This window comes from Neisseria sp. P0021.S005 (assembly GCF_051956955.1).
Genome location: NZ_JBQCWY010000686.1, coordinates 1 through 1,624 on the forward strand (window position 1 = coordinate 1; position 1,624 = coordinate 1,624).

Sequence of the window (1,624 nt, forward strand, 5' to 3'; positions counted from 1 at the left end):
TGACCCTCAGCAGCAGCATGCCTTGGCAAATCGGTTTCATTAATATCGAACGCCCCGGACGCGGCGTAACCGTTTCCGCCATGGGCATCAACGGCGCGCAGTTATCCCAATGGTCAAAATGGCGGCCCGGTATGTGGGAAGATTTGGCACAAACCAAAGCCGATTTAATCATCCTTGCCTACGGTACCAATGAAGCCTTTTCCGGCAACCTCGATATTTCCTCTACCGAGCGGACATGGCGCAATTACATCCGTCAAATCAAAAACACCCTGCCTAACGCAGGTATCCTGATCCTCGGCGCTCCGGAATCTTTGAAAACTGCCTACGGCAGCTGCGGCAACCGTCCAGTCTTACTCAGCGAAGTACAACAAATGCAGCAACGCGTTGCCCATGACGAAAAAATCATGTTCTGGTCTTGGCAGGATGCGATGGGCGGGGCATGCAGCATGAAAAACTGGATGGCTCAAGGCTTGGCAGCCAAAGACGGCGTCCACTTCTCTGCACAAGGTTATGAAACTGCAGCCGATAAGCTTGCCGACAGCCTGATCCGCTTTGCTCAATAAATTGGCCAAGGCCTAAGTGTTTTTCATTAACAGCACATAAAAGGCCGTCTGAAATTAATATTTCAGACGGCCTTTTGTTTATCGCTTATTCAGCAAACTGCTTATTTTTTTAAGCCAACATATTGCTGCTCATGCGTTGCGTTTGGTTTTCCGTAAAATGAACCAATCTTGCCTGCCTGTCAAAACCTAATGGCTTGGCGACAAGGCGGTTGGGCAGCTTGTTTAAATGATGGTTGTAGCTTCCGGCTCTGCGGTTGTAAGTGCGGCGTGCCGATGCAACTTCCGCCTCTGCTGCATCCAGCATTTCCATCAAACCGGCCAATTTCTCATCAGGATACTGTTTCAAAAGGCCTTTGACGGCAGTTTGCAATTTTTTCAGCGCATGATTCAATGCTGTTTCGGCTTCGCACAGATGTTTGATCTTGGATTCGGAAAATGTTTTGGCAGTTTGCGCCAATGCGGTTTCGACTTCGGCACACATCTGCTGAACGTTTCGATCCGATGCAATGCCCTGCTCTTGCAGGTGTTTGCTGTATGCATCCAATACATGACGGACGGCCTGATGTCGGCAGTCAAGCGCAATGCGCAAAGAGACAAAGGATTCGCGACAGTCTTTTTTGCGGTCTTTCAACTGTTGTTTGAAATACAATAAGACGGCGGCGATTGATACGAAAATAAGTGCAAGACTGATAATGCCCATAGTGAGTTCCCTAGTTATGATGCCACTCATACCGGTGGCTGATTTTTTACATTGATTATAATCCAATTTTAATATTTTTTCCCAATTTTCATAAAAAAGGCCGTCTAAAATTCAGACGGCCTGAAGTTTATATTTCTATTTCAATGCTTTGACTTGATGTCGATAACCCACACTTCTGATTGCGAACCCAAACGAAGGGGAATGCCCCAGAAGCCGTAGCCCGAAGTGGTGAAAAAATGGCCGTTGCCGATCGCCTCATAACCGTAAGCAAGACGATAAAGCGTACGGACGATAAGGTTGGCAGGTGCAACTTGGCCGTTGTGGACATGGCCGGAGACCTGCACATCAATCGGCAGCCGGG

The 1,624-nt window shown here is 48.1% G+C and carries 2 protein-coding genes and 1 pseudogene; 1 reads left to right on the forward strand and 2 read right to left on the reverse strand.

The genetic code is table 11. The annotated features are described in order from the left end of the window. A partial coding sequence (locus tag ACTHUE_RS18320; RefSeq protein WP_440424124.1) for an SGNH/GDSL hydrolase family protein occupies nt 1-563 on the forward strand: 563 nt, incomplete at its 5' end. A gap of 109 nt (nt 564-672) precedes the next feature. Here ACTHUE_RS18320 and ACTHUE_RS18325 read toward each other — a convergent pair. Together ACTHUE_RS18325 and ACTHUE_RS18330 are read right to left on the reverse strand one after the other, a co-directional pair. Further along, the gene (locus ACTHUE_RS18325; protein WP_293208140.1) at nt 673-1,293 is read right to left on the reverse strand and encodes a LemA family protein; all 621 of its coding nucleotides are present in this window, start codon (nt 1,291-1,293) and stop codon (nt 673-675) included. A 110-nt stretch (nt 1,294-1,403) separates the two neighbouring features. Then, nucleotides 1,404-1,624: pseudogene (locus ACTHUE_RS18330) on the reverse strand (metallophosphoesterase); the annotation flags it as partial.